Consider the following 24,614-nt stretch of genomic DNA (forward strand, 5'->3'; position numbering starts at 1 on the left):
ATATACAGATTATGGGTTAAATATTTAATTCATTGTTTTTATTTTTTAGTTATGCCCCATTCAATAAATGAATATTTATTTTTATCCTTTTAAAGTTAAAATAAAAGTATAATCGAAAGATAATCCCCGCGTGCTTGATAAGCATGTGATTAATGAGGTTCTCTCGATGAATAATAGATATTTATTGATTCTGTTTATGGGCGCTATTTTACTTAATGGCTGTTCCAAATCCTCATCAATTGATGATAAGAAAAAAGCTGCCGCTCCGCAGCGTACTGACATCACTTCTATGACGCAACTCTCTGAGCAGGATGTTTTCGGCAATGAGCTAACGCTGGAAATCTCGGAAGAAGATATCCAGAATGCCGTTGAGGAAGCTGAAGGGCAGTTTGAAGTTCCTCTGCATTCCTCCATTGTGCTGGTCAAATCGGGCTCACGAGCGCCTGATGTGATGATGCAAAAGGAAATGCAGCGCTATTATAAGGTTTCAACATTTTCTGGCATTCCGGTTGCCAGAAAAAAACGAGCCGCTCAGCCTGCCACTTCAGTGAAACAAGCGGTCAATGAGTTCGCTGAAAATGATACCGAGAATAAAGGTGCGGTAATTAATGCCAATTATATGCAGGCATTAAGATATATTTCTGCGAAAGGCCGTCACAGTACCATTGTCGTTTACTGGGATGAGATAGAGTCGGCTAAATATAATCCCGCATTAAAAGAAATGGTGTGGAAAAAATACAATGGAGAAAAGACAGCAGGGTTATCTCTACGGTATTTAATTCGGTTTGTTTTAGTGGATGTCGCCAGCGGAGAGTGGTCGGCCTACTCGCCGGTTAACGCCGAATCGCTGACGATCCCATTGACGCCACCAAAAGATCAGAAAGTTGACGCTGACGCTATTCAGCGACAGATGAACGACCTTGAAAAAACAACCTACAAAATGGTGGTGGAAGATTTAGTTGAGCGCTACAGCAAAGACTGATGTTCAATTCTATATTGCGTGATGGGTTTCACTGGTCAGCAAGTGAAACCCATCATCTTTATCAGAGGGAATTATGGATTAGATACGGCCCATTTTTAACATCGGTGGCTGCGGTAAATATCCCGGTATTACCCGAATAGGATGAAGCCTGAACTTCTCGCCCCCAACCACCACTACCCCTCATAAAAATTATAAATCCCCGCTGCCATCACCAGTTGCGTCGAAACCTCATACGCCTTCTCGCGCCCCACCAGCAGTTCAATAATCTTCAGAGCAAAATCAATCGCCGTACCTGGCCCCTGGCTTGTGAGCAGGTTGACGCGGGGATCCCAGACGACACGCCTGTCTTGCCACTGTTCTTCCGGGATTTTATCTTTCAGCGCCGGGAAGCCGGTCATATTGCCGTAAGGGAAAATATTATGCGGGATAAGAACCGTGGCGGCGGCCGCGCAAATGGTGGCCACAATGCGTCCAGAGCGCTGGAACTGTTTCACTGTTTCAACCAGCAGCGTGCTGTCACGGAAGTATTCCGCCCCCTTAATTCCGCCCGGGAGAATGATGATGTCGTATTCCCCGTCCGCTACCTCAACCAGAGGAGCATCGGCCAGAATTTTAACGCCGCGCGAGCAGGTGATAGCAAGGTTGCCATCGCTTGCGACGCTGGCGGTCGTGACCTGGATACCGCCACGCACCAATAAATCAATGGTGGTCACGGCTTCCATTTCTTCGCTACCAGGTGCGAGGCAAATCAGTGCTGACGCGCTCATATTCACTCTCCTTACGTTTAACCAGTTCATACAGTCGGGTATTTTCAGGCACAGGAATGCCGTGCGCCCGCGCGCGCTTGAGTAGAAAACCGGTGATATAGTCGATTTCCGTATGCCGAAGTGCGCGGATGTCCTGCAACATGGAGGAGATATTTTCCGCTGTCAGTTCAATCACCTGGTTGACATAAAATAACAGATTTTCCGGGGAGGTATGAAATCCCTCCCGCGTCATGGTCATCGCCACCTCTTCGCAGATGCGGGCAATTTGCTGCTGGTGGTGGCGTAAATCACCGTTCGGGCAGTTCATTAGCGCGGTAAGTGGGTTAATGACGCAGTTAACGGCCAGCTTACGCCACATGGCGGAATGAATGCTGTCGTGCCACGCGACGTCAGGCAGAACATTCTGCAAGGTTACCGCGAGCGCGCTGTAGTCTTCCTCATACTGCTTTGCCGGGCCGATGTGCGTGGTGCCATTAGCGACATGGACAATAACGCTGCCATCGTGGCGCGCGGCCTGCGTGGTGGCGCCGAGTAAAATCGGCTGCTTGAGATCGTTAAGCTCCTGTAGCGTCCCCATACCGTTATGAATCAGCAGGATGGGTGTTGTCACCGGCAGGTGTGCGGCCAGGCTTCTCACCGCGTCAGAAACTTGCCACGCTTTAAGCGTGACTAAAAGCAAATCACTTTGTGCCAGAAAATCGGGGTCGTTGGCGATAAGCGCCTGATTAAATATCGAGCCGTCGAGTTCAACGAGATTTACGCTACAGTAGGGCTGAGGTACGCGTAACCAGCCTTGTACTTCAAATCCTTTTTTGTGGAGTGCCGTCATCCATAATTGGCCCAGCGCGCCACATCCCAATACCGTAATTTTCAAATAGCCTCCCGACCGTTTTATTAACACAAACGATGCTACTGGTATGTCATACTTCACGCTAACAATAAGTATATGCTTTATGGATTTCGAGTAATAGGAAGGTTGCGACTCACCTTCCAGGGATAACCAGTTGAGTTATGCCGTGTTGCAGGTATTATGCAACGCAAAAGAAACTAAGGGAGGGGAAAAGATGCCATCTTTCGATATTGTCTCTGAAGTAGATCTTCAGGAAGCGCGCAACGCGGTTGATAACGCGAGCCGCGAAGTTGAGTCACGCTTTGACTTTCGTGGCGTTGAAGCCACTTTTGAATTAAACGAAGCGAATAAGACGATTAAGGTACTGAGCGAATCTGACTTCCAGGTTAATCAGTTGCTGGATATTCTGCGCGCGAAGCTGCTTAAACGCGGCATTGAAGGGACGTCGCTCGACGTGCCGGAAGATTTCGTCCACAGCGGAAAAACCTGGTTTGTTGAAGCCAAGTTGAAGCAGGGGATTGAGAGTGCGGTTCAGAAGAAAATCGTTAAGCTGATTAAAGACAGCAAGCTGAAAGTCCAGGCGCAGATTCAGGGTGAAGAGATTCGCGTAACCGGTAAGGCACGCGACGATCTGCAGGCTACGATGGCGCTGGTACGCGGTGGCGATCTCGGCCAGCCGTTCCAGTTCAAAAACTTCCGCGATTAATCGCGTAAGCGCTGCCCGCGAAGCTCTGCGGGCAGCATCATTTTATTGAGCGGCAATCGCCTGCTCAACCTCAAAGCGGTTCGTCACCTTACTGTCGATTTTGACATAGGCGGAATGCTCCTGCGCCACCACCAACACTTCCTTCACGCCATCCATCGCCATCAGGCGGTCGCGTAAAGCATCATTCGCATCGATGTTATCTGGAATTTCAACACGCAGACTGCTCACATACTGGGGTTCCTGCATCGTCATCGACACCAGCAGCCAGACGGTCGCCAGTAAAGCGCCGGCGAGGAATACCGTTTGCGAATCAAACAGGCCATCAACCCAGCCACCTAGCGAACCGCCGATAGCCACGCCGAGGAACTGGCTGGTGGAGTAAATCCCCATCGCCGTGCCTTTATAACCGGCCGGAGACTCCTTGCTGATAAGCGAGGGCAGCAGCGCTTCCATCAGGTTAAAGGCGAGGAAGAATATCTGTACGCCGATGACCAGTTCCCAGAACGAGTTGCCGGAACCCCACAGCACGATTTCAGCAATCAGCAGCAGGGAAATGCACAGGATAAACACGCGCTTCATACGGCGTTTAACTTCGGCATAGATGATAAATGGCACCACCGACACAAACGACACCAGCATCGTGACCAGATAGATTTTCCAGTGCTCGGCGGCCGCGAATCCGGCGGCTTCCAGCTGGCCCGGCAGGGCAACGAAAGTCGACATCAGCAAAATGTGCAGGCACATGATACCGAAGTTGAGCTTCAGCAGACGCGGCTCCATCAACACCTTGCTAAAGCAGCCTTTTACCATCCCGGACTCACGGTTGAGAACGTGATTTTGACTGTCCGGTACCACCAGAATCGTCAACAAAATCCCAAGCGTAGCCAGCCCGGCAATCATCCAGAATAGCGCGTGGAGGCCAAGTTTGTGGGTGATGATGGGGCCAAGCACCATCGCGATAGCGAAGGTGACGCCAAAGCTGACGCCAATAAACGCCATCGCTTTGGTTCGGTTTTGTTCGCGCGTCAGGTCGGAAAGTAGCGCCATGACCGCCGCCGCAATCGCGCCTGAACCTTGTAGCGCGCGGCCGAGGATAATGCCCCAGATGGAATCTGATAGGGCGGCAATCACGCTGCCAAGAACGAAAATCGCCAGGCCGCCGATAATGAGCGGCTTGCGTCCAATTCGGTCAGAGACCAGCCCAAAGGGGATTTGAAAGATGGCCTGCGCCAGGCCGTAAATACCGATAGCCAGACCAATCAGCGCTTCGCTTGCGCCCTGCAACGCCATACCGTATGTGGTCAGAACCGGCAGAACCATAAACATGCCGAGCATACGCAAAGAAAATACGGTTCCTAAACCCCAGGTTGCGCGTAACTCGCTGGGCGTCATTTTGTAATCGTTCATTCCCACCTCAAAATAAAAGCTGGCAGTAGTGTAGTGCGGGGAGAGGGCAGGGTAAACAGACGCTTAATTAACAAATATTACATTAATGAATCATTTGTGCGAAATAGAGACAGAAAAGAATAATCCGGTGGCAGAGATACCACCGGAGGAGAGTAAAGCATTATGCGGCGTTCAGCGAAACACGTCGAATTGCATCGATGACTTTCAGCGATTTTAATGCATCATTTGCATCAATAATTGGTGCGACCTCACCGCGGATAACCTGGAGAAAATGTCGCAGTTGCAGAATGAACGGATCGATGGCTTCAATATTGAGTGTTTCCTGCAATAGCGGGGCGTGCCAGCCGCTTTGTTCTCCATACCGCCACCAGCGCATTTGCGGCATGGCGAGCGCGCCCTTGCTGCCAGAAATCAGATAGCAGTTCTCCGGTGCGTGGGCGTAAACCTCGTTTTCCGCCGAGTTCATCTCCCAACTCCACGGGCTAACGCCGCAGTCGCTCAGCACCGCACTCCCTAGCGCGCCGCTGGCAAAACGGAGGTTGACCACCGCGCTATCCTCGTTGGCAAAACCACGGGTGGCGTTGCTGGTCATTGCCTGCACTTTATTAATCTCGCCAAGCAGATAGCGCAGGAGATCGATATCGTGCACCAGATTGACCAGCAGCGGCCCGGCACCCGGCTCGCGTCGCCAGGAAACATCAAAGTAGTCATCGGGCTTTTGTAAAATCCAGTGCGCCGACACGGCCACAATGTTGCCCAACTCGCCGCTATCGATCAGCTTTTTTGCCGCGGCCGTCAGGGCGTTATGTCGCCGATGATGGCCCACCAGTACCGGTACACCGTGTCTATTCGCTGCATCCACCAGTTGCTGAGCGCGCTCGGCGGATTCGGCGACCGGTTTTTCGACCAGCACCGGGATACCACGCTCTACGCAGGCGATGGCACAAGGAACATGGAGGGTATTCGGCGTGGCGTTAATCACACCCTGTGGCTTTTCGTTATCCAGCATCTCATTGATATCGGCATACCATGCGACGCCAAGATCTTTTGCCAGGTTCTCCGCCTGCGTTGAGGGATCGGCCAGCGCCACCAGTTCCGCCTGCGGCGTCTGGTTAATCACGTCAATATGTTTGCGCCCGATAGCGCCCGCGCCGATAACGGCAAGACGAATACGATTCATGATGGACTCCGCAATGTGGTGGTAACAGGCGATTTCGTGCTGCCCGGCCTCGCGGCCCAAAAACTTTTTACGGCAAGACCGAGGACAGTTAAGGCGGCAGGAATTCCCAGAATCAGAAAGACAGATTTAAAATCGAGACCCATCGCCAGCATCTCAGCACCGGCGAAGGCGCTGAGAATGGCACCGATCCGCCCGACACCGTGCATCCAGCTCGATCCGGTGGCGCGTGCTTGCGTTGGGTAGAAGCGTGCGGAAAGTGCGTTCATTCCGGTATTCGCGCCGTTAAGACAGGCCCCGCTGACCAATGCCAGCAGGCACAGCAGGGGAAAATTGACGCCAGCGTAGCCGATAGCCATGGTAAATAACCCGCCAACGGCATAGATAAGCCCCAGCGCCCGGTGTGGATTGATCTTGTCCATTAACCAACCGGCAAACAGGGAACCGACGGTTCCCCCGGCCTGATAAATGGCGGTCATGATGGCGGCCTGGCTAACCGTTAAGCCAATCTCTTTCACCAGCGACGGTAGCCAGCTACCGAGGATATAGACCAGAAACAGCCCCATAAAGTAGACCAGCCACAACATCAGCGAGCCGAGCAGGTAGTCGCGCGAGAGAACAATACGCATCGCGCCGCTTTTTATCGTCTGCTGGGGCAGGATAAAGCTGACGTTTTCGCTGACCTGACCGGGGTAGAATCGCTCGAGTATGGCGCGGACTCTGGCGGCCGGCGCCTGCTTGATGACCAGAAAGCGGGCGGATTCCGGCAGTTTCCAGATTAACAGGGGGGAAAAGAGCAGCGGCAGGATCCCGCCCAGCGCCATCAGTGAATGCCAGCCAAACTGCGGGATCAGCCATGAAGCGGCAAATCCGCCAACGGCCGCACCAAAGGTAAAGCCGCAGAAGATCACGGTAATAATAAATGAGCGCTGTCGCTCAGGCGCGTATTCAGAGACCAGCGTGCTCATGTTTGGCATGGCGGCGCCAAGCCCCAGCCCGGTCATAAAGCGAAAGAAAATCATCTGTTCAATATTCTGGGAAAACGCGGTGGCAATGGTCCAGAAACCGAAGAAAAAGACGCTGTTGATAATGATTTTTTTACGCCCCAGCCAGTCGGCCAGCGGGCCGGAGAAGAGCGCACCCAGCGCCAGACCAATCAGCGCGGTACTGATGACAAATCCAAGTTCATGATTGCTGACACCCCATTCCTGTTTCAGCGTAGGGGCGATAAATCCCATGATAGCGATATCAAAACCGTCCAGCGCAATCACGCAAAAACCGAGGAAAATGACCAGCTTTTGATAACGGCTGAGGGGATTGGTATTAATGAGTTCTCTGACATCCAGGCGTTGAGTCTGTGACATAGCGAGCTCCTGTTTACAGGAAAGATTGGGCTGCGTTAAACAGCAGCTGTGCGCGTTGCGTAGCAGGCATCGCCCCCTGAATACCGGATAGCGGCACTTCGAGTGAGACGGGTAATGTGGAGGGAAGTGCCGCCATCAAGCCGCGTAAATCCAGGCCACCTTCGCCCGGTACTTTACGCGCGCAGCGGGCCTGATAGATAAGCTCTTGGGGATCCGTTGGCGTCTGCGCTGGTGCATCGCACAATTGCATATAGTTGAGCTGGTGTGGCGCAAGCGTTGCCAGCGTCGCCAGCGACTCACCGGCCCGCCAGAAGTGAATGGCATCGACCAGAATCCCTACATTATTCTGCCCGCTGGCGTTAATCAGCGCCTGAGCGTCCGCGAGGGTGCGCATCTGTGTCCAGGGCATCGGCTCCAGATTCATCGTCAGACCGTAGGCTTCCCCCGCTTGCGCCAGTTGGGCAAGGTTATCCGCACTGCGGTTGAGATTGTCATCGTTACCGGCAACTAACACCTGGCGTGCTTCAAGACGCGCGGCGGTTTCCAGAAAGGGACGTAACGCCTCAAGCGTAAAGTCCGGCGTCAGGCGCACAATTTCGACATCAGACACCCGAATACCGGTGTCACGCAGCGCCGCCAGCGTTTCGCGTACCGTTAAGGTATCACCGAGCATGTCGTAATCAGGATCGTCTGGCGTGGCGGGGAGCAGGCGAAGGCCCACGTGGCTATAGCCCGTCAGTGCGGCGATACGCACCTGTTCCGGTGGCGGAACGTCGAGCATGGTGAGAGCAGCGAGGGAGAGGGGACGCATATTCATAAAGGCTCCAGTACAGTTGCAGGTGAGGTTTTTTGTTATGTTTGGCGCCTTCCGCTGGCAAAATGCGTAAGTTTTTAATGCGTGATATTGGCGGCGAGTTTTTTTCCCACCAGATACCCAAAGGTCATGGCAGGGCCAAGCGTAATGCCGCCGCTGGGGTAGTACCCTTGCATTACGCTCGACATATCGTTTCCCACGGCAAACAGCCCGTGAATAGGGTGGTTTTGCGCGTTCAGCACCCGTGCCTGTTCATCGGTTTTCAGGCCGCTGAACGAGCCAAGGGAGCCCGGAAGGATCCGCACCGCGTAGTAGGGCGCTTTTTCCAGCGCCCCCAACGTTGGACTAGGCTGGTGGCGGGCATCGCCCTGTGCGCAGTTGTAGGCTGAATTGCCGCGCTGGAAATCGTCATCATGCCCGCGACGAGCGAAGTCATTGAAGCGTGTGACGGTGTCGCACAACGCTGCGCATTCAATACCGCATTTTTCCGCCAGCGCCTCCAGCGTGCTGGCGCTTTGCAGATAACCTGTGCGCAGCCAGGCCTCAACCGGAAATGGCGTTGGTCGCGCATGCCCCAGCCCGTACCGGTGCAGCGCGCGACTGTCGGCGATAAGCCAGGCTTGGGGCTTTTCACCTTCAGGCGTGGCATGAAGAAGCGCGGCGATGAAGTCGTGGTAGGAATCAGCCTCGTTGACGAAGCGCTTGCCATCGGGACGAACGGCCAGAAAGCCGGGTTTTGCCCGCTCGACCAGATGAGGAAACGCCAGCTGTAAGCCACTGGCTAATGACACCCGCGACACGGGTGCCCAGGCCATTGGGTTTTTCAGCGAGGTATCAAACTGCCCGCCAACCGACTCGCCCAGACGAATGCCATCACCCTGATTACCCGGTGGTGCGGCGGAGAAGTGGCCAAAACCCTGACTGGCGTGGGGCACCTGTTCCGCCAGCCGCTGCTTATCGTGCGGGAATCCCCCGGTTGCCAGCACCACTGCACCGGCATTTACCTGAATATCGCCGTCGTCGCTGGCAAGGATGGCTCCCGTGACGCTCTCGGCTCCTTCAAGCAGTCGGCAAACCGGAGCATTGAGCTGGAAAGCAACACCAGCGTCTAAGGCAGAACGCAGCAAGCGGGCTATCAGGGCGTTGCCGTTAACCAGATGGCGGCCACGTCCGTAACGCAGGCGCTGCCAGCCGTGGCGAAACAGTCGGCGAGCCGCATACAGCGCAGAGCGTGGCGAGCGGGTGGCGTTAAAGAAGTGCGCCATGTCGTCACCGCCCGCAATCCCCATCCCCGCCAGACTGATGGTTTCCAGCGGGGGACGCAGGCGATGAAGCCAGTCGCCGAGTTCGCTGCCATCATAAGGCTGGGCGGTGATCGATCGCCCGCCGGTGGCAAAGCTGCGGCTATTGTGAAAATCGGGCATTTTGCTGCCGGAAAGAAACTGCACGGCGGTATTTTGCCGGAAGAACGTCACCATTTCCGGGCCATAACGTAAAAACGTGCGCAGGCGTGAGTCGGCAGGAAGCCCCTCCATTTCCGCCTGCAAATAGGCCAGCGGTGCCGCATCATCTTCGATAATGCCTTCCTCGCGGGCGAGAGGATTTTGGGGGATCCAAAGCCAGCCGCCTGACCAGGCGCTGGTGCCGCCAATCACCGACTCTTTTTCCGCAACCAGCACCCGTGCACCGTGGAGTGCCGCGGTGACGGCGGCGGCAAGCCCCGCCGCACCGGAGCCGACAACCAGCAGATCGACGTCAACATGCCTGCTCATCGTCTGATTCCTTATTGCAGCGGAGAGAAATCGGTCGGCCGCATCAGCACCGACTCCAGACGCTCGACCGCCGCCAGTTCGCGATTTTTGCGCGAAAAGGTTAACCAGCGCTCGTCCTGCGACATGCGCGCGCGGCGCACCAGGCGATCATCCAGACTCTCGTATGCCCAGATGTGCACCACCTGATTCACCACGCCAATCTCGGTAAAGAAGAAGCCAATCAGCTTGCCAAGATGTTCCGTCTGCACCGCATAGGCATCACTTTTATACAGGGCTAACCAGTCGGCCATTTTCAGTGGGTTGATGGTATAAGTGCGTTTTTCATAGATCATGATGTTTCTCCTGAGGTTTGTGGGGATTGTTGTGTCATGTGGATGGCCGCGAGGTAGCCGAAGGTGAGCGCCGGGCCAAGCGTAATGCCCGGCCCGGGATAGGTGCCGGCCATAATGGAGTCCATATCATTGCCTACGGCATACAGCCCGCCGATAGGGCTCCCTTGCTGATTGACCACCTGCGCGTTGGCGGTGGTAACAAGCCCTCGGGAAGTCCCTAAATCACCGGTAAAAAGTTTGACGGCGTAAAACGGCGCATTCACCAGCGGGGCATTACAGGCGTTGGGCCGGTGTGCGGCATCGCCCATCGCGCGGTTATAGCTGTTGCCGCCTTTGTGGAATGCCGAATCTTCACCGTTTTGTGCATCGCGGTTGTAGCGGGCGACGGTCTGTTCGAGTTGCTGTGGGTCAACGCCTATCTGCTGGGCGAGCTCGCGCAGGCTTTGGGCTTTATAGAGATATCCGGCGCTGACCAGCGCGTCGTTGTTGACCGGCGCTGGACGCGCAAGCCCGAGGCCGTAGCTTTTCATCGCCAGGGCGTCACAAAGTAAGAAGCAAGGGGCGTTTTCTGCCTGTTGCTGCATGGCGCTGGCAAAGTGATGATAGGAGTTAGATTCATTTACGAAGCGCATACCGCGCTGGTTTACGGCAATCACTCCAGGTTTGGCGCGGTCGGTCACCAGGTGCGGGAAACGTTCTTCCCGGCCATCTGGATGACGTAATACCGAAACCGGGGCCCAGAAAAAGTTGGAAGGCAAGTCGGCGCCTTGCTGGGCATGTACCGACATTCCCAGTTGAAACGCAGCGCCGTCGTTGGTGTCCGGTGACATGGTGTAGTGTTGCTGGGTTGCAGGACGAAATTGTGGCGCAATCTGCCCTGCCGCAAAACCGCCTGCCGCGAGGACCACGCCGCGTCGGGCGTGCAGCGTTAAAGCTTTTCCTTCCTGCTCAACGACCACGCCGGTGACCTGCCCGTCCTGCTCCGTGAGCGCTTTTACCGTCACGTTAAGCTTAAGCTCCAGCCCTTTTCGCAGCGCGAGCGTCGCCATGCGTGCTATCAGCGCATTGCCCATCGCCAGACGAGTACCGCGATGATGGCGCATCCGGTCGCGACCGTAGCGTAACAATAATTTGCTACAGTGACGCAGCGACCGCCAGGAGCGGCGTATATCAAGAAAGTGCTGGATATCCACGCGGTTGACCATCATGCCGCCAAATAGCAACATCCCCGGCGGCGGAGCGCGCAGGGTACGGAAGTGCTCACCCAGCTCGCGGCCGTCGTACTCTACGACTTCCAGGGCGCGTCCCACGTCAACCGCACCGGGCTCATTGGGATAATAGTCCGGTGACAGGGGGCGCAGGCTGTACTTCACCGCGCCTTCCTGCTCCAGAAACGCCAGCGCTTCTCGTCCGGCACAGACAAAGGCATCTACCAGTTCTGGACGATAGTTAGCCTCACCGATAATCGTGCACAGGTAGGTTTTGATGTCTTCAGGAGCGCCGCTTTTCCCCAGTTTTCGCGCCTGATCGGTATCGTGGATCCACACGGCGCCGCCGGAGATAGCCGAAGTGCCGCCAAAGTGCGGGGCTTTTTCCAGCATCAACACGGACAGCCCTTTACAGCAGGCGGTTACGGCAGCGGCAAAGCCGGCTGCGCCGCTGCCAATGACGATAACATCCCAGCTTTTCATGCGGTGGCCTCATGGGGTGATGGAATCGCACCGATGAATTGTCCCATCAGCTGCATTTGCGCCAGCGCCATCTCCGGGCCGGTTTGCGTGCTGCACCCACGTTCATGGGCAAAGGCCAGCAGCGGAGTATTCACCGGAGCTGTCACGACATCGGCAACATGGGTTGTTGGCGCTAAGGTTTCCAGAAGTGACGGAGGTAACGGCAGCGCGTCAAAGCCTGCCATTCCGGCGGGTGAGCCGTTGACCAGCAGATCGATCTCGGTCAGCGAGTCAGGAAGGGCGCTCAAGTGCACATTGGGGAAGTGAGTTGCCAGGCGGTTTTCCAGACGCTGACGGGTGGCATCATCGCGGTCATAAAGCGCAAGTTGCTGGATACCAGCTTCGCATAAACCCCAGGCAATGGCGCTACCGACTCCTCCGCACCCGGAGAGCAGCGCACGTTTGCCCGCCGGCTGGAAACCGTGTGCTGCGGCTGCGCGCTGGAAGCCGACGCCGTCCAGCATGTCGCCTTCAAGCCGCCCGTCCGCCAGTTTGCGCACCACGTTCACCGCATTGAGATGTCGTGCACGAGGCGTCAGGCAATCGAGTAGCCCGGCAACGCGCTGTTTGTGCGGTACGGTGACAAGGATACCGCTCATGTTTTGCCAGCCGCGAAGGGCATTAAGGTAGTCGGCAACGGCCTCTGGCGCGATATCGACCGGAATCATCACTTTGTCCATCTTCTGGCTGGCAAAAAAGTGGTTAAAGTTTTCTGGCGATTTCACCTGGGTAATAGGATGTCCGATAACGGCGACCACTTGCGTAAATCCACTGACCATTGCTCACCTCAATTGTTAACTAAGTGTTGCTTGAGTATTTCAACGGAAGCGGTGAGCGACAACGCAGAATTCGGACAGGTTGGTTGTTAATCGCACCAACAGTGCGATAATCGCAGTAAATGACCCTTAATGTTGCAAAAGTGTGAACGACTATGCAAAACGAGATTCATCAGCGCGATTTGATTGTTGGGCTGCAAAAGGGGCTGGCGTTAATCCAGCTTTTCTCGAAGGCGAATCCCCGCTTAACGGTACCGATGGCGGCAAAAATGAGTGGCCTTACCCAAAGCGCCGCCCGACGATTTTTTCTGACGCTGGTACATGACGGCTATCTTGCGACTGATGGCCGCTACTACTGGCTGACGGCAAAAAATCTCCGGCTCGGGCAGGCCTATGTGGATTCGGCCCAGTTTCCGCGTATGGTGCGTCCGATAGTTGAATATGTGGCCAGCCGCACGGAAGAACACGCTTCCGTCGGGGTCATTGATGATAACGAACTGGTCTATATTGCGCGTAGTAAGCACACGCCGTTTAACTCCACTTCCGTGCGTCTGGGCGAGCGAGTGCCGATCCACTGCACCGCCGGCGGTCGTTTATGGCTGGCGTCTTTACCGAAAGCGGAGTGTGAGGCGGTATTACAACGCATAACCCGCGAGCAGCGCACGCCGTATACGATAACGGAGGTGGCCCCGTTAATGGCGTGTATTGCGCAGGTACGACGTCAGGGATATGCCACGATTGAACAGGAGTTTGAGATTGGCATGCTGGTGATTGCAGTACCCCTTGCCGACAGGGAAGGGCTGTATTGGGGGGCACTGAGTTTGACCAGCCATCAGTCCCGGACTTCTATCGACGCGCTGTGCCGCGATCATCTGGATTTGCTTTATAGCGCACAGGCAATGCTGGTGAGCTAACTTTAGCCAGTTTAAAAAATCGGGTGCGTTGAGAATACCGGCCAACATCAAGAGTGGCGGGGATTTCTCCCCGCCGGGTCTCTTACTTAACAGATTCGTAGGCTGTGAAGACGGCGACCTCCGTATGCCCGCTGCGGATACGGACCGCGCAAAGATCTTTGCGTGTGACCAGTACCGACATCACGACGGTAATACACAGGACGATCAGGACAACAATCATGACCTTGTTCCGTTGCATAGCCTACTTCTCCTTGACCCGAAGGTCGGTAAGAGGCTAACCTAATGTTGTTGTGCATTTAGGGGCCTCAGATTAATGTTAAGCGTCTTGCCGGACGCTGAATGTTATCTGGGGCTTTCGTCTATCTGCCTTTCACATCATGCTCAAGACAGATAGTCTCAAGCACCCGCCGCGATTCTATACCTGATATTCCCTGACCTTGCTGCCTAACCGCTGAGCATGCCAATAATTCGGAATTCATCAATACCAGGTTCATGACCGTTCTTCAGGCAATAAAAAACCCCGCCGAAGCAGGGTTTTTCAGGAACAGCTCTTGTCTTACCAGACGTAAGCTAACAAGTTCTGTGAGCTCGGCACCATAAAGTCGACGGACATCATGACGGACAGCGCGGTGATGGCGATGATTGAGAAACCGAACAGCTTGCGCGCCCAGACCTTATCATCTTCCACTTTGTAACCGCGCAGCGCCATGCCCAGCCACCAGACGCTCACCGCCGCGGCAACCACCAGGTATTTATACCCGGCGTAACCGCCCAATGAGAGCATCAGGGTCGCTAAGGCAAACGCCACGATGTACAGCGTGATGTGGTTTTTTGCTACTGCAATGCCTTTCACCACCGGCAGAACCGGGATGTTCGCTGCCTGATAATCCTTGAAGCGGAAAATCGCGATAGCGTAGGAGTGAGGCATCTGCCACAGGCTGAAGATCGCCAGCAGAATCAATGCACCGCTGTCGAAGTTGCCCGTAACGGCGCAATAGCCAATCACCGGCGGCGCAGCGCCGGAGAGAGAACCAATCAACGTGCCGTAGACAGAGTGGCGCTTCATGTACAGGCTATAGATGCCGACATAAACCACAAAGCCCATCACCCCAAGCCAGCAGGCGAGGGGATTGGCACCGAACCACAGCAGCATGAAGCCAGCGAGACCCAGCAAAGTGGCGTAGACCAGCGACGTTTTTGGCGCAATCAGTCCCTTAACCAGCACTCGGTTCTTCGTACGTTCCATCTTACGGTCGATGTCACGATCGATGTAGTTGTTGAAAACACAACCCGAGGCGACCACCAGAGACACGCCGATCAACGTCCAGACGAACAGCGGGTAATCGATGTGGCCTTTGGAGGCCAGCAGGAAACCGCCGATCACGGAGATCAGGTTGCCAAAAATGATGCCAGGCTTCGTAACTTGCAGGTATCGCTTAAACATACTCGCCGCTCTTAGTGAACCATCATGTTGTAGTTCAGGTTCCACATAATCCAGATTGAACCGACTACTACGATGGCAATGATTATCACGGTAAAGACAAATGCGGTCAGGTTCCAGCCTTCGTCAGACTTGCTGTTCATGTGCAGGAAGTACACCAGGTGTACAACAATCTGCACCACAGCGGTGACCAGAATGGTCCCCAGAATTACCGCATGCGACGCGCTGCCTGACATCACCATCCAGAACGGAATAACCGTCAGGATGATAGACAGGATAAATCCTGTCATGTAGGACTTCACGCTGCCGTGGGAAGCGCCGCTGCTTTCAGTAGAATGACTCATTACATTGCCCCCATCAGGTAAACAACGGAGAACACACAGATCCATACCACGTCCAGGAAGTGCCAGAACAGGCTCAGGCACAGGATACGGGTACGGTTAGTGCTGGTCAGGCCGCGACGGGAAACCTGCACCATCAGCACCGCCATCCAGATAAGACCGGAGGTCACGTGCAGACCGTGCGTACCGACCAGCGCGAAGAACGCTGACAGGAAGCCGCTGCGATCCGGGCCCATACCTTCAACAATCAGATGATGGAATTCATAGATTTCCATCGCGATGAACCCTGCCCCGAAGAGGAAGGTCAGCGCCAGCCAGGAGACAACCTGGCTCTTATTGTTTTTGTACATGGCGATAGCCGCCATGCCATAGGTGATGGAGCTGAATAACAGCAGTGCGGTTTCAACCATAACGAACGGCAGTTCAAAGATATCTTTACCGGTCGGGCCGCCTGCCGTGCCGTTCACCAGAACGGCATAGGTGGCGAACAACGTGGCGAAGATAATGCAGTCGCTCATCAGGTAGATCCAGAAACCGAAGATCTTCATCGGCCCTGTATCGTGATGCCCGTGTTCATGCGCGTGGGCGTTATGCGCCAGAGTATCAGTTGCCATTTTTCAGCCCTGCCTTAGAAATCTCATCGAAATGCTGATTTTCCAGTTTTTCGACTTCCGCCACCGGCACGTAGTAATCCACGTCCTCGTCAAAGCTTTTGATAATCCAGGTGATGATGATGCCTGCGAAGCTGGCAATTGCCATCCACCAGATATGCCAGATCATGGCGAAACCAAATACCGTTGCGAAGGCGGCAATCACGATGCCAGCACCGCTGTTTTTCGGCATATGAATTTCTTCATACTGAGTTGGCTGCTTGTACGCTTCACCTTTCTCTTTCATTTCCCAGAATGCATCACGCTCATGAATGTGCGGCACAATGGCAAAGTTATAGAACGGAGGAGGAGAGGAGGTAGCCCACTCCAGCGTACGGCCGCCCCACGGGTCACCGGTCAGATCGCGGTTTTGCTCGCGGTCACGGATAGACACGTAGAACTGAATCAGCTGGCACAGAATACCGCAGGCAATCAGTGCTGCACCGCACGCGGCAATAACCAGCATTGGGTGGAACTGCGGATCAATCTGCTGGCTCAGGCGACGGGTCATACCCATAAAGCCCAGCACGTACAGCGGCATAAATGCCACGAAGAAACCGATGATCCAGAACCAGAAGGCGCGTTTACCCCAGGTTTCATTCAGCGTGAAACCAAAGGCTTTCGGCCACCAGTAGGTCAGACCTGCGAAGCAACCAAATACCACACCGCCGATGATGACGTTATGGAAGTGCGCAATCAGGAACAGGCTGTTGTGCAGCACGAAGTCAGCACCTGGAACCGCCAGCAGAACGCCGGTCATACCGCCAACCGAGAAGGTCACGATAAAGCCGATGGTCCACAGCATCGCAGAGTTGAAGACGATGCGACCCTGATACATAGTGAACAACCAGTTGAAGATCTTCACCCCGGTAGGGATGGCGATAATCATGGTGGTAATACCAAAGAAGGCGTTTACGTTCGCGCCAGCACCCATGGTAAAGAAGTGGTGCAGCCAAACGATGAACGACAGGATGGTAATACACACGGTCGCCCACACCAGTGAGGTGTAGCCAAACAGGCGTTTACGCGAGAAGGTTGCCGCCACTTCGGAGAATACGCCGAAGACAGGCAGGACCAGAATGTACACTTCCGGGTGACCCCAGGCCCAAATCAGGTTGATGTACATCATCATGTTGCCGCCCATATCATTGGTGAAGAAATGGGTGCCCAGATAGCGATCCAGGGTCAGCAACGCGACAGTAACCGTCAGAATTGGGAAGGAGGCGATAATCAGGATGTTGGCGCACAGAGATGCCCAGGTAAATACCGGCATCTTGAACATCGTCATTCCTGGTGCACGCATCTTGATGATGGTCACGAAGAAGTTAATACCGGTCAGGGTCGTACCGATACCGGAGAGCTGCAATGCCCAAATCCAGTAATCGACGCCTACGCCCGGACTGTACTCTATTCCCGATAGAGGCGGATAAGCCAGCCAACCGGTCTGCGCGAATTCACCTACGCCCAATGACAGGTTAACCAGAATCACGCCGACAACCGTGAACCAGAAGCTCAGGTTGTTCAGGAACGGGAACGCCACGTCGCGCGCACCGATCTGCAGAGGAACCACAAGGTTCATCAGACCGATAACGAACGGCATCGCCACGAAGAAGATCATAATAACGCCGTGGGCGGTAAAGACCTGATCGTAGTGATGAGGCGGCAGGAAGCCTGCTTCCCCGGCTGAAGCCAGCACCTGCTGGCTACGCATCATGATGGCATCAGCAAAGCCGCGCAGCAGCATGATGATTGCGACGATGACATACATGATGCCAAGGCGTTTGTGGTCAACCGAAGTTAGCCACTCTTTCCATAGATAGGACCACTTACCGAAGTAAGTGAGCGCAGCAACAATCGCCAGTCCTCCGACGATAATCGCCGCCACGGTAACCATAATAATGGGTTCGTGGTACGGCACTGCATCCAGTGTAAGTTTTCCGAACATCGTATTCTTCCTCGGCCCCTTAGTGAGCGGATTCCGCGTGGCTCATGTCCATGCCTTCCATTCCTTCATGCGCTGCGTGCTCGCCCTCTGGTTTGGACATGTTCATGCTCTTGCCGTGATCCATAAACTTGCTCGTCACATCTTTGAACAAATCAGGTTTCACGCTGGAGAAGTACTCCACCTTGTTATATTCGCTCGGTGCAGCCACTTTCTCGAATGCCGCCATGTCGTCCATGGTGTTAGACGATTGTTTCGCTTTCGCGACCCACTGGTCGAACGTTGCACGATCAGGCGTTGCAATTGCTTTGAACTTCATACCCGAGAAGCCCTGGCCGCTGTAACTTGCAGAAATACCGTCGTAGATACCTGGTTCGTTAGCGATCAGATGCAGGTTGGTCTGCATACCGGCCATGGCGTAAATCTGGCTGCCCAGACGCGGAATAAAGAAGGAGTTCATCACCGAGTTAGAGGTCACTTTGAACTGCACCGGAACGTTCGCCGGGAAGGCGATTTCGTTAACGGTAGCAATGCCCTGCTCTGGGTAGATGAAGAACCATTTCCAGTCCATAGAAATGACTTCGATAGTGATAGGCTTCTCGTCATGAACCAGCGGTTTGCTAGGTTCTAAGGCGTGAGTCGTTTTCCATGTCAGTACGGCGAGGAATACGATGATAAGGATAGGCACTGTCCAGACCACAGCTTCAACTTTGTTGGAGTGTGACCAGTTAGGGCTGTACTTCGCATCTTTATTGCTTGCACGGTACTTCCAGGCAAAACCGACTGCCATTAAGACGGCGGGAATCACGACGATCATCATCAGGCCAAAAGCCGTCAGTATCAGCGAACGCTGCTCCAGTCCAATCTGTCCTTTGGGGTCAAGTAGCGCAGAATCACAACCACTGAGTAATACAGTGCTGGCGATTAATGACAACCATCCCAAGTTTTTATTGTATTTCCTGAGTCTCATGTAACGACCTCAATTCCACGGGGTGTTGGTGGCGTTTAAAGTGTGTGGGCATTTTACGGGAAGGTTACATTACTGTAAACATCATTGGTGCTCTGTCAGCGAGGTGTTACCGGGTTCTGCCGCACCTGTCACAGATGTTGCTAAATATGTCTACATTTCAGGCTGAAAGCCCATTTGACGGGTGTTATAACGAAAGGGGGAATGAACGAGGGGTAAAAAGGGCAATTGGTATAACCATTGCCGAAAATATACAAATAATTAACAATTAATCATCAAATAATAGACAATTTAAAAACGAAAAATTAATTGGAAGGATGCTGAATCGTTTAATGAAATAACGCTCAGTGAAGACCTTCCAATAATTTCCAGAATTTTTAAGGGCACAAAAGCACAAATATTTTTTTTAATATACGACGTGGTAGTTATTATTACGTATCGTGATTACAGCGTATCGACAGTATTTTTATCGTACTCACTGCAAATGTGCCTTGCGCATCGCCAGATAATCTAACATGCAGCCAATCATAATCCCGGCAAAGGCAACCAGCACACCTGCTTCCAGTACCATTCCGGCCCCGTTCAGGGTGGTGATATCGAGTGCATTGGCTATCAGCATCAGCAGCCAGATACCCACAAGCACAGCGCCAATCAGCAATAAACGCAGGGCTAATCGATAACCGCCGCTATAGGCGGTGCGCGGCATAAACAGCTCGGTATCTTGCGTATACTCAAGCGTGCGACGGCAAACCAGCAGCAGCAAAATACCGGGTACAGCAGCAACTACCGAGAACAGATAAAACGTCGGCCAGCCGTGAGCTTCGACAAACCAGCCAGCAATCGGGCCAACATAAACCCGGCCAACGGCCGAGAGGGCTGAGAGCAGGGCGAATTGCGTGGCGGAGAATGATTTGTTGCACAAGGTCATCAGCAGCGCCACAAAAGCGGCGGTGCCCATACCACCACACAGATTTTCAAAGAAAACGGCGGCGGCCATTGAATAGATATGCTTATCGGTGACTGACAGCATCCAGTATCCGGCGTTCGATACCCCTTGCAGAATGCCGAAGATAAGCAGCGCACGGAACAGCGTCAGGCGCTGCATTAATACCCCGCCGTAAAGGGCGCCGAGGATGGTGGCAAACAGGCCGAGGGTTTTATTCACCATCCCAACCTGACCCGCATCAAAGCCCACGCCACGGATCAAAAACGTGGTGGTGAGGCTCATGGCGAAAGCATCGCCAAGTTTGTACATCACAATCAGCAGCAGGATAAGCCACGCGTTATTGCGGCCAAAGAAATCTTTTAGCGGGGCCACCACTGCCTGCTCAAGGCTTTTGGGCACCGGGACAATATCGCTGGGCTCGGGCGCCAGCAGTGTTGCGATAATACACGGCACCAGCAGTGCAGCCATCAGCCAGTACATGCCCTGCCAGCCAAGCCATTTATCGGCCAGCCACAGCGCTAAGCCACCTGAAACCAGCATCCCCAGGCGATAGCCCAGCACGCTGATGGCGGCTCCAGCCCCGCGTTCTTCCGTAGGAAGGACGTCAGTTTTCCAGGCATCAAAAACAATATCCTGTGACGCCGAGCAGAACGCGATAACCACCGCCAGCGCGGCCATCCAGCGCAGTTGTGATGTCGGCTCGAGAAAGCCCATCGCCGCAATGGCCAGGAGCAATAAACATTGGGTTGTCAGCAGCCAGCCGCGACGACGCCCTAAAAACGGCGGCGTATAGCGGTCCATGACTGGAGACCAGAGAAACTTAAAGACGTACGCCTGACCGACAAGCGAAAAGAAACCGATGGTTTTCAGATCGATGTTTTCGACCGTCATCCACGCCTGTAGCGTCCCGGAGGTGAGGGCAAGCGGTAAACCGGAGGCAAAGCCAAGAATCAGCAGAATGGCTGATTTGGGTTGCTGAAAAATACGCAGATAGTGAGCAGACATAGTCATTCATGTTCAGACCCGGCCTGAGGCCGGGTCTGCGACGGGATTAACGCGCGTTCTGTTTGATAAAGTCGTGGATGGTGGTGTCCTGAGACATATCCGCGATGGTATCGGTGAGTACGCTATCAACCGTGTCAGAGATATTTTTGTTAGAGGCCTGGAACGCGCCTTCAACGGAATAATTTGAGCGGTAGTTTTTGGTCATCTTGTTACCGTTAGCGGCTGTCGCGATAATCGCGATGTCTGCTTTGGTCGAGATGTTGTAACGCACGTTACCCTGGGAAACGTCCGCATACAGCTGGCTTACGATGATTTGCAGATTAGCCGCACCGTTTGGACCAATCATATAACCGCGCGCAGCCATCTGCTTTTCCAGTACTTCTTGCATCAGGAAGCGCAGATCGCGGGAAGCCGTGAGCGTGACCAGTTCATTATTACGGGTCACTTTAGCCAGCGCCTGATCCTGACGCTGATCGGCGCCATTGATGCTGACGGTAACGCCCATCAAGCTTGGATCCTGCTGAGGCAGCGTAATTTTAGGCGACACGTCAACGGTCGTCGGAGGCGTCGCGCATCCAGCCAACATAAACAGTGCAACCAAAGGGAAGAGGATTTTTTTTAACATGTCAGGGGTCTCAAAACGCATGGTTTACTTAAAAATCCCCGCCATCATAACATTGCCAACGGCCAGGGGAAGTAGGCAATGCATGTAATTTCATCGCCTTGACGTTTTTATGCGCTTACGGACAATTTCAGGGCGAATTTCAGATGAGCGCGGATTGTAAAAGGCGTTAACTTCATCTACTTGACAAATAAAATGGGGTGAACGCTATTTTTTTGTTACCTTTGCGTAATGAAGTTAGCGAAAGCGGCTAACATTTAAAGGGATAGGCGGCATCTTAACGTTGTCGAAGGAGTAATATCATGATGATGCGTGAACGAATCGAAGAAAAATTAAGGGCAGCGTTTGATCCTGTGTTCCTGGAAGTTGTTGATGAAAGTTACCGCCACAACGTACCGGCAGGCTCTGAGAGCCACTTTAAAGTTGTGTTGGTCAGCGACAAGTTTACCGGGGAACGCTTCCTTAACCGTCACCGGATGATCTATGGCACCCTGACAGAGGAGTTTGCGTCCACCGTACATGCGCTGGCATTACATACTTACACGCGAAAAGAGTGGGAAGGTTTGCAGGATACCGTCATTGCTTCGCCGCCATGTCGTGGTGCAGGCACCATCGCGTAGAAAAGGCATTTGCAACACGGAACTTTTCCAGTATGTTGCGTACAGATTATGAGAAAACGGCCTGCGGGCCGTTTTGTTTTGTCTGAATTTTGCACGCAAGCGACAGTATTCAGACAAAAAATAGCCGGGAATTGTGAAAAATGCCGCAGCAACGCGTGATAACCGTTCTCGACTCATAAAAGTGATGCCGCTATAATGCGCGTCTTATTTTTCGGAATGTCTTCGGGATGATTCTGGCTACAGGGAATGTGTTTCTGGTTTAAAGATAACGTCCCGGTACTGCAAGGCACGATTCAGAGTTGACCGAGCACTGTGATTTTTTTGAGGTAACAAGATGCAAGTTTCAGTTGAAACCACTCAGGGCCTTGGCCGCCGTGTAACGATTACTATCGCTGCTGACAGCATCGAGAACGCTGTAAAAAGCGAGCTGGTCAACGTCGCGAAAAAAGTACGCATTGACGGTTTCCGTAAAGGTAAAGTACCAATGAATGTTGTTGCTCAGCGTTATGGCGCTTCCGTGCGTCAGGACGTGCTGGGTGACCTGATGAGCCGCAACTTTGTTGATGCGATCATCAAAGAGAAGATCAATCCAGCTGGCGCACCGAACTACGTTCCAGGCGAATACAAACTGGGTGAAGACTTCACTTACGCCGTTGAATTCGAAGTGTACCCAGAAGTTGAACTGAAAGGTCTGGACGCTATCGAAGTTGAAAAACCGGTTGTTGAAGTGACCGAAGCTGACGTTGACGGCATGCTGGACACTCTGCGTAAGCAGCAGGCAAACTGGAAAGACAAAGACGGCGCAGTTGACGCTGAAGACCGTGTTACCGTTGACTTCTCCGGCTCTGTAGACGGCGAAGAATTCGAAGGCGGCAAAGCCACTGATTTCGTACTGGCAATGGGCCAGGGTCGTATGATCCCAGGCTTTGAAGACGGTATCAAAGGCCACAAAGCGGGTGAAGAATTCACCATCGACGTGACCTTCCCAGAAGAATATCACGCTGAAAACCTGAAAGGTAAAGCGGCTAAGTTCGTTATCAACCTGAAGAAAGTTGAAGAGCGTGAACTGCCAGAGCTGACTGCTGATTTCATCAAACGTTTCGGCGTGGAAGATGGTTCAATTGAAGGTCTGCGTGCTGAAGTCCGTAAAAACATGGACCGCGAACTGAAAGCTGCGGTACGTAACCGCGTTAAAACTCAGGCAATCGAAGGTCTGGTACAGGCTAACGAAATCGACGTTCCTGCTGCCCTGATTGACAGCGAAATCGACGTACTGCGCCGTCAGGCTGCACAGCGTTTCGGTGGCAACCAGCAGCAAGCGATGGAACTGCCTCGCGAACTGTTCGAAGAGCAGGCTAAACGCCGCGTTGTTGTCGGTCTGCTGCTGGGCGAAGTCATTCGTACCAACGAGCTGAAAGCTGACGAAGCACGCGTTGCTACCCTCATCGAAGAGATGGCTTCTGCTTACGAAGATCCGAAAGAAGTTATTGAATTCTACAGCAAAAACAAAGAGCTGATGGAAAACATGCGCAGCGTCGCTCTGGAAGAACAGGCTGTTGAAGCGGTTCTGGAAAAAGCGAAAGTGACTGAAAAAGCAACTTCCTTCAACGAACTGATGAACCAGCAGGCGTAATTTCGCTTTCCGGTTTATGGTTTCGTGAAAAACCCGTTGCCTTCTGGTGACGGGTTTTTTTTATTGCACTGATAGCCAACTAAAGCCGTTTTCAGTGTTAGCGTAACAACAAAATATTGTTATGCTTGAAATAGGGTAAGATCGTACCCATTACTGGGGAAACGAATCACTCGCCGCATCTCTATAATCAGAATGCTGTGGCTATATTATTTTTTATCCAGGAGACGGAAATGTCATACAGTGGCGAACGAGATAACTTTGCACCCCACATGGCCCTGGTGCCGATGGTCATTGAACAGACCTCACGTGGCGAACGTTCTTTTGATATCTACTCCCGTCTGCTGAAAGAGCGCGTCATCTTTCTGACCGGTCAGGTGGAAGACCACATGGCAAACCTGATTGTGGCGCAAATGCTGTTTCTGGAAGCAGAAAATCCGGAAAAAGACATCTACTTGTACATCAACTCCCCTGGCGGCGTGATCACAGCAGGGATGTCAATTTATGACACCATGCAGTTTATCAAGCCGGACGTCAGCACCATTTGTATGGGGCAAGCGGCGTCAATGGGCGCGTTCCTGCTGACGGCAGGCGCAAAAGGTAAGCGTTTCTGCTTACCAAATTCCCGCGTGATGATTCACCAGCCTCTGGGCGGTTATCAGGGCCAGGCGACGGATATTGAAATCCACGCTCGCGAGATCCTGAAAGTGAAAGGGCGCATGAACGAGCTTATGGCGCTCCATACTGGCAAATCTCTGGAGCAGATTGAAAGCGACACCGAACGTGATCGTTTCCTGTCTGCCTCTGAAGCGGTGGAGTATGGTTTGGTTGATTCAATTTTGAGTCAGCGTAACTAATG

24 protein-coding genes are annotated in these 24,614 nt (G+C 53.4%); 6 read left to right on the forward strand and 18 right to left on the reverse strand.

Annotation, left to right across the window (positions count from 1 at the left end; translation table 11 throughout):
• Positions 1 to 166: 166 nt before the first annotated feature.
• A complete protein-coding gene (locus ACIPDS_RS12350; protein WP_400736000.1) occupies positions 167 to 982 on the forward strand; it encodes a hypothetical protein in 816 nt (271 codons plus the stop codon).
• A gap of 173 nt (positions 983 to 1,155) precedes the next feature.
• Here ACIPDS_RS12350 and yajL read toward each other — a convergent pair whose 3' ends face one another.
• Complete coding sequence (gene yajL, locus ACIPDS_RS12355; protein WP_400736003.1) at positions 1,156 to 1,749, reverse strand: protein deglycase YajL; 594 nt, start codon at positions 1,747 to 1,749, stop codon at positions 1,156 to 1,158.
• Entirely contained in the window at positions 1,712 to 2,623 is a 912-nt protein-coding gene (panE, locus tag ACIPDS_RS12360; protein WP_400736006.1) for a 2-dehydropantoate 2-reductase, read from the reverse strand. The genes yajL and panE overlap by 38 nt, the downstream gene beginning before the upstream one ends.
• Before the next feature lie 190 nt (positions 2,624 to 2,813).
• Here panE and ACIPDS_RS12365 point away from each other — a divergent pair, with 190 nt between their 5' ends.
• Positions 2,814 to 3,305 (forward strand): YajQ family cyclic di-GMP-binding protein, encoded by a 492-nt coding sequence (locus tag ACIPDS_RS12365; RefSeq protein WP_400736009.1) that lies wholly within the window; start codon positions 2,814 to 2,816, stop codon positions 3,303 to 3,305.
• Between the two features lie 42 nt (positions 3,306 to 3,347).
• On the opposite strand, the gene ACIPDS_RS12370 is transcribed toward ACIPDS_RS12365, so the two are convergent.
• The 8 genes from ACIPDS_RS12370 to ACIPDS_RS12405 all read right to left on the reverse strand — a co-directional run bounded on the left by ACIPDS_RS12370 (position 3,348) and on the right by ACIPDS_RS12405 (position 12,680).
• Positions 3,348 to 4,712 (reverse strand): MFS transporter, encoded by a 1,365-nt coding sequence (locus tag ACIPDS_RS12370; RefSeq protein WP_400736012.1) that lies wholly within the window; start codon positions 4,710 to 4,712, stop codon positions 3,348 to 3,350.
• A gap of 160 nt (positions 4,713 to 4,872) precedes the next feature.
• The gene (locus tag ACIPDS_RS12375; RefSeq protein WP_400736015.1) at positions 4,873 to 5,892 is read right to left on the reverse strand and encodes a Gfo/Idh/MocA family protein; all 1,020 of its coding nucleotides are present in this window, start codon (positions 5,890 to 5,892) and stop codon (positions 4,873 to 4,875) included.
• Complete coding sequence (locus ACIPDS_RS12380) at positions 5,889 to 7,253, reverse strand: MFS transporter (RefSeq protein WP_400736018.1); 1,365 nt, start codon at positions 7,251 to 7,253, stop codon at positions 5,889 to 5,891. Before ACIPDS_RS12380 ends, ACIPDS_RS12375 begins: the two co-directional genes overlap by 4 nt.
• A 13-nt stretch (positions 7,254 to 7,266) precedes the next feature.
• Positions 7,267 to 8,070, reverse strand: a complete 804-nt coding sequence (locus ACIPDS_RS12385) for a sugar phosphate isomerase/epimerase family protein (RefSeq protein ID WP_400736021.1) — start codon at positions 8,068 to 8,070, stop codon at positions 7,267 to 7,269.
• Positions 8,071 to 8,144: 74 nt separating this feature from the next.
• Positions 8,145 to 9,839 (reverse strand): FAD-dependent oxidoreductase, encoded by a 1,695-nt coding sequence (locus ACIPDS_RS12390; protein WP_400736024.1) that lies wholly within the window; start codon positions 9,837 to 9,839, stop codon positions 8,145 to 8,147.
• An 11-nt stretch (positions 9,840 to 9,850) separates the two neighbouring features.
• Positions 9,851 to 10,171 carry an NIPSNAP family protein gene (locus ACIPDS_RS12395; protein ID WP_395596753.1) on the reverse strand — a complete coding sequence of 107 codons (321 nt, stop codon included), beginning with the start codon at positions 10,169 to 10,171 and terminating at the stop codon, positions 9,851 to 9,853.
• Positions 10,168 to 11,862 (reverse strand): FAD-dependent oxidoreductase, encoded by a 1,695-nt coding sequence (locus ACIPDS_RS12400; RefSeq protein ID WP_400736029.1) that lies wholly within the window; start codon positions 11,860 to 11,862, stop codon positions 10,168 to 10,170. Before ACIPDS_RS12400 ends, ACIPDS_RS12395 begins: the two co-directional genes overlap by 4 nt.
• Complete coding sequence (locus ACIPDS_RS12405; protein WP_400736032.1) at positions 11,859 to 12,680, reverse strand: shikimate dehydrogenase family protein; 822 nt, start codon at positions 12,678 to 12,680, stop codon at positions 11,859 to 11,861. Before ACIPDS_RS12405 ends, ACIPDS_RS12400 begins: the two co-directional genes overlap by 4 nt.
• A 152-nt stretch (positions 12,681 to 12,832) precedes the next feature.
• Between ACIPDS_RS12405 and ACIPDS_RS12410 the strand changes: the two genes are divergently transcribed.
• The gene (locus ACIPDS_RS12410; protein WP_400736035.1) at positions 12,833 to 13,591 is read left to right on the forward strand and encodes an IclR family transcriptional regulator C-terminal domain-containing protein; all 759 of its coding nucleotides are present in this window, start codon (positions 12,833 to 12,835) and stop codon (positions 13,589 to 13,591) included.
• An 82-nt stretch (positions 13,592 to 13,673) separates the two neighbouring features.
• On the opposite strand, the gene ACIPDS_RS12415 is transcribed toward ACIPDS_RS12410, so the two are convergent.
• From ACIPDS_RS12415 to ACIPDS_RS12450, 8 genes are all read right to left on the reverse strand, one after another.
• A complete protein-coding gene (locus ACIPDS_RS12415; protein ID WP_400736038.1) occupies positions 13,674 to 13,829 on the reverse strand; it encodes a Hok/Gef family protein in 156 nt (51 codons plus the stop codon).
• A gap of 318 nt (positions 13,830 to 14,147) precedes the next feature.
• Positions 14,148 to 15,035: a heme o synthase gene (cyoE, locus tag ACIPDS_RS12420; protein ID WP_166514682.1), complete on the reverse strand. Its 888-nt coding sequence runs from the start codon at positions 15,033 to 15,035 to the stop codon at positions 14,148 to 14,150.
• Between the two features lie 11 nt (positions 15,036 to 15,046).
• Positions 15,047 to 15,376: a cytochrome o ubiquinol oxidase subunit IV gene (locus ACIPDS_RS12425; protein ID WP_062773886.1), complete on the reverse strand. Its 330-nt coding sequence runs from the start codon at positions 15,374 to 15,376 to the stop codon at positions 15,047 to 15,049.
• Positions 15,376 to 15,987 carry a cytochrome o ubiquinol oxidase subunit III gene (locus ACIPDS_RS12430; protein ID WP_062773885.1) on the reverse strand — a complete coding sequence of 204 codons (612 nt, stop codon included), beginning with the start codon at positions 15,985 to 15,987 and terminating at the stop codon, positions 15,376 to 15,378. The genes ACIPDS_RS12425 and ACIPDS_RS12430 overlap by 1 nt, the downstream gene beginning before the upstream one ends.
• Positions 15,977 to 17,968 (reverse strand): cytochrome o ubiquinol oxidase subunit I, encoded by a 1,992-nt coding sequence (cyoB, locus tag ACIPDS_RS12435; RefSeq protein WP_166514683.1) that lies wholly within the window; start codon positions 17,966 to 17,968, stop codon positions 15,977 to 15,979. Before cyoB ends, ACIPDS_RS12430 begins: the two co-directional genes overlap by 11 nt.
• Before the next feature lie 19 nt (positions 17,969 to 17,987).
• Positions 17,988 to 18,935, reverse strand: a complete 948-nt coding sequence (gene cyoA / locus ACIPDS_RS12440) for a cytochrome o ubiquinol oxidase subunit II (RefSeq protein WP_166514684.1) — start codon at positions 18,933 to 18,935, stop codon at positions 17,988 to 17,990.
• 472 nt (positions 18,936 to 19,407) lie between these two features.
• Positions 19,408 to 20,883 (reverse strand): muropeptide MFS transporter AmpG, encoded by a 1,476-nt coding sequence (gene ampG, locus ACIPDS_RS12445; protein ID WP_400736045.1) that lies wholly within the window; start codon positions 20,881 to 20,883, stop codon positions 19,408 to 19,410.
• Between the two features lie 46 nt (positions 20,884 to 20,929).
• A complete protein-coding gene (locus tag ACIPDS_RS12450; protein ID WP_166514686.1) occupies positions 20,930 to 21,508 on the reverse strand; it encodes a lipoprotein in 579 nt (192 codons plus the stop codon).
• 299 nt (positions 21,509 to 21,807) lie between these two features.
• Here ACIPDS_RS12450 and bolA point away from each other — a divergent pair, with 299 nt between their 5' ends.
• From bolA to clpP, 3 genes are all read left to right on the forward strand, one after another.
• Positions 21,808 to 22,125: a transcriptional regulator BolA gene (bolA, locus tag ACIPDS_RS12455; RefSeq protein WP_062773878.1), complete on the forward strand. Its 318-nt coding sequence runs from the start codon at positions 21,808 to 21,810 to the stop codon at positions 22,123 to 22,125.
• Positions 22,126 to 22,459: 334 nt separating this feature from the next.
• Positions 22,460 to 23,758: a trigger factor gene (gene tig / locus ACIPDS_RS12460; RefSeq protein ID WP_166514687.1), complete on the forward strand. Its 1,299-nt coding sequence runs from the start codon at positions 22,460 to 22,462 to the stop codon at positions 23,756 to 23,758.
• A gap of 230 nt (positions 23,759 to 23,988) precedes the next feature.
• Positions 23,989 to 24,612 carry an ATP-dependent Clp endopeptidase proteolytic subunit ClpP gene (clpP, locus tag ACIPDS_RS12465; protein WP_166514688.1) on the forward strand — a complete coding sequence of 208 codons (624 nt, stop codon included), beginning with the start codon at positions 23,989 to 23,991 and terminating at the stop codon, positions 24,610 to 24,612.
• The last annotated feature ends 2 nt before the right edge of the window (positions 24,613 to 24,614 follow it).

The sequence above is a fragment of the Kluyvera sp. NPDC087067 genome (assembly GCF_044745165.1).
GTDB lineage: Bacteria > Pseudomonadota > Gammaproteobacteria > Enterobacterales > Enterobacteriaceae > Kluyvera.

Coding starts and splice junctions, on each gene's coding strand:
- ACIPDS_RS12350 (WP_400736000.1), top strand. CDS start 167: ATGAATAATAGATATTTATTGATTCTGTTTATGGGCGCTATTTTACTT.
- yajL (WP_400736003.1), bottom strand. CDS start 1,749: ATGAGCGCGTCAGCACTGATTTGCCTCGCACCTGGTAGCGAAGAAATG.
- ACIPDS_RS12365 (WP_400736009.1), top strand. CDS start 2,814: ATGCCATCTTTCGATATTGTCTCTGAAGTAGATCTTCAGGAAGCGCGC.
- ACIPDS_RS12370 (WP_400736012.1), bottom strand. CDS start 4,712: ATGAACGATTACAAAATGACGCCCAGCGAGTTACGCGCAACCTGGGGT.
- ACIPDS_RS12375 (WP_400736015.1), bottom strand. CDS start 5,892: ATGAATCGTATTCGTCTTGCCGTTATCGGCGCGGGCGCTATCGGGCGC.
- ACIPDS_RS12380 (WP_400736018.1), bottom strand. CDS start 7,253: ATGTCACAGACTCAACGCCTGGATGTCAGAGAACTCATTAATACCAAT.
- ACIPDS_RS12385 (WP_400736021.1), bottom strand. CDS start 8,070: ATGAATATGCGTCCCCTCTCCCTCGCTGCTCTCACCATGCTCGACGTT.
- ACIPDS_RS12390 (WP_400736024.1), bottom strand. CDS start 9,839: ATGAGCAGGCATGTTGACGTCGATCTGCTGGTTGTCGGCTCCGGTGCG.
- ACIPDS_RS12395 (WP_395596753.1), bottom strand. CDS start 10,171: ATGATCTATGAAAAACGCACTTATACCATCAACCCACTGAAAATGGCC.
- ACIPDS_RS12400 (WP_400736029.1), bottom strand. CDS start 11,862: ATGAAAAGCTGGGATGTTATCGTCATTGGCAGCGGCGCAGCCGGCTTT.
- ACIPDS_RS12405 (WP_400736032.1), bottom strand. CDS start 12,680: ATGGTCAGTGGATTTACGCAAGTGGTCGCCGTTATCGGACATCCTATT.
- ACIPDS_RS12410 (WP_400736035.1), top strand. CDS start 12,833: ATGCAAAACGAGATTCATCAGCGCGATTTGATTGTTGGGCTGCAAAAG.
- ACIPDS_RS12415 (WP_400736038.1), bottom strand. CDS start 13,829: ATGCAACGGAACAAGGTCATGATTGTTGTCCTGATCGTCCTGTGTATT.
- cyoE (WP_166514682.1), bottom strand. CDS start 15,035: ATGTTTAAGCGATACCTGCAAGTTACGAAGCCTGGCATCATTTTTGGC.
- ACIPDS_RS12425 (WP_062773886.1), bottom strand. CDS start 15,376: ATGAGTCATTCTACTGAAAGCAGCGGCGCTTCCCACGGCAGCGTGAAG.
- ACIPDS_RS12430 (WP_062773885.1), bottom strand. CDS start 15,987: ATGGCAACTGATACTCTGGCGCATAACGCCCACGCGCATGAACACGGG.
- cyoB (WP_166514683.1), bottom strand. CDS start 17,968: ATGTTCGGAAAACTTACACTGGATGCAGTGCCGTACCACGAACCCATT.
- cyoA (WP_166514684.1), bottom strand. CDS start 18,935: ATGAGACTCAGGAAATACAATAAAAACTTGGGATGGTTGTCATTAATC.
- ampG (WP_400736045.1), bottom strand. CDS start 20,883: ATGTCTGCTCACTATCTGCGTATTTTTCAGCAACCCAAATCAGCCATT.
- ACIPDS_RS12450 (WP_166514686.1), bottom strand. CDS start 21,508: ATGTTAAAAAAAATCCTCTTCCCTTTGGTTGCACTGTTTATGTTGGCT.
- bolA (WP_062773878.1), top strand. CDS start 21,808: ATGATGATGCGTGAACGAATCGAAGAAAAATTAAGGGCAGCGTTTGAT.
- tig (WP_166514687.1), top strand. CDS start 22,460: ATGCAAGTTTCAGTTGAAACCACTCAGGGCCTTGGCCGCCGTGTAACG.
- clpP (WP_166514688.1), top strand. CDS start 23,989: ATGTCATACAGTGGCGAACGAGATAACTTTGCACCCCACATGGCCCTG.